Consider the following 1,299-nt stretch of genomic DNA (forward strand, 5'->3'; position numbering starts at 1 on the left):
CTTGGGTTCTAGCGGTCGTCGCAACACCCGAGCTCAAGGTGTGCGATGGACTTCGAGATCCGAGGGGACCGGAAGCCGCAGGGGCCCAGGAAGCTCCGCGGCGAGCGGGAGGAATACTTCCGGCTCGTGCAGCAGGGCTACAGCAACAGAGAGGCGTCCCGGCTCGTGGGTATCCACGAGCGGACCGGTCGTGAGTGGCGCCACGGCCGGCCCGAGGGGCGTGTGAAGAGGCCGAGGCCGCCCGCGCGGGCGGCCGTCCCCTCACCGTCCGGGCCGTCCCGGTACCTGCGCGAGGACGAACGCATCCACATCGCCGACCGGCTGCGGGAGAAGGCCACCGTCCGCGCGATCGCCGCCGAACTGGGCCGCAGCCCCTCCACGGTCAGCCGGGAGATTCGCCGCAACCGCCATCCAGGCAGCGGCAGTTACCGGCCCCACGCCGCGCAGGCCCGCGCCGACGCCCGCCGGCCCCGGCCCAAACCCGGCAAGATCAGCCAGAGCCCGCAGCTACGGGACTTCATCCAGCGCCAACTGGACCGGAAATGGAGTCCGGAGCAGATCTGCCAGGCTCTGCGGGACACCTTCCCCGAGCGGCCGGAGATGCACGTGGCCCACGAGACCGTCTACCAGGCCCTCTACATCCAAGGACGGGGCGAACTGCGGCGCGAGCTGGCCGGTGCCCTGCGCAGCGGCCGCGCCCGCCGCGTCCCCCAGCGCCAGGCCGACTGCCGCAGGCCTCGCTTCATCGACCCGATGGTCATGATCAGCGAACGCCCCGCCGAGGTCGAGGACCGGGCGGTGCCCGGGCACTGGGAGGGCGACCTGATCCTCGGCAAGGACGGCGCCTCCGCGATCGGCACCCTGGTCGAACGCGCCACCCGCTACGTCATGCTCCTGCACCTGCCCCACGGCCGCACCGCCGAGCGCGTGCGCGACGCCCTGGTGGAGACCGTGCGGACCCTGCCGACGCATCTGGTGCGGTCGCTGACCTGGGACCAGGGCTCCGAGATGGCCTCCCACGGCTCGTTCACCGTCGCCACCGGCGTCCCGGTCTACTTCTGCGACCCGGCCAGCCCCTGGCAGCGCGGCTCCAACGAGAACACCAACGGCCTCCTGCGGCAGTACTTCCCCAAGGGCACCGACCTGTCCGCCCACACCCCGGAACACCTGACCCACGTCGCCGCCGAACTCAACAGCCGCCCACGCAAAACGCTCGGCTGGGAAACCCCAGCCGAGCGCCTGCATAAACTCATCGCGGCCTGATCAAACCGACCACGTGTTGCAACGACCCCTAGAAAC

General features: G+C 71.1%; 1 protein-coding gene. It reads left to right on the forward strand.

Annotated elements, in window-relative coordinates:
• The first annotated feature begins 45 nt into the window (after positions 1 to 45).
• Positions 46 to 1,263: an IS30 family transposase gene (locus AC07AL_RS38575; protein WP_363629509.1), complete on the forward strand. Its 1,218-nt coding sequence runs from the start codon at positions 46 to 48 to the stop codon at positions 1,261 to 1,263.
• Positions 1,264 to 1,299 lie beyond the last annotated feature (36 nt).

This window comes from Kitasatospora sp. NPDC043949, assembly GCF_056435365.1.

What these genes read in the sequence shown, in the direction of transcription:
- AC07AL_RS38575 (WP_363629509.1), top strand. Translation starts at nt 46, where the DNA reads ATGGACTTCGAGATCCGAGGGGACCGGAAGCCGCAGGGGCCCAGGAAG.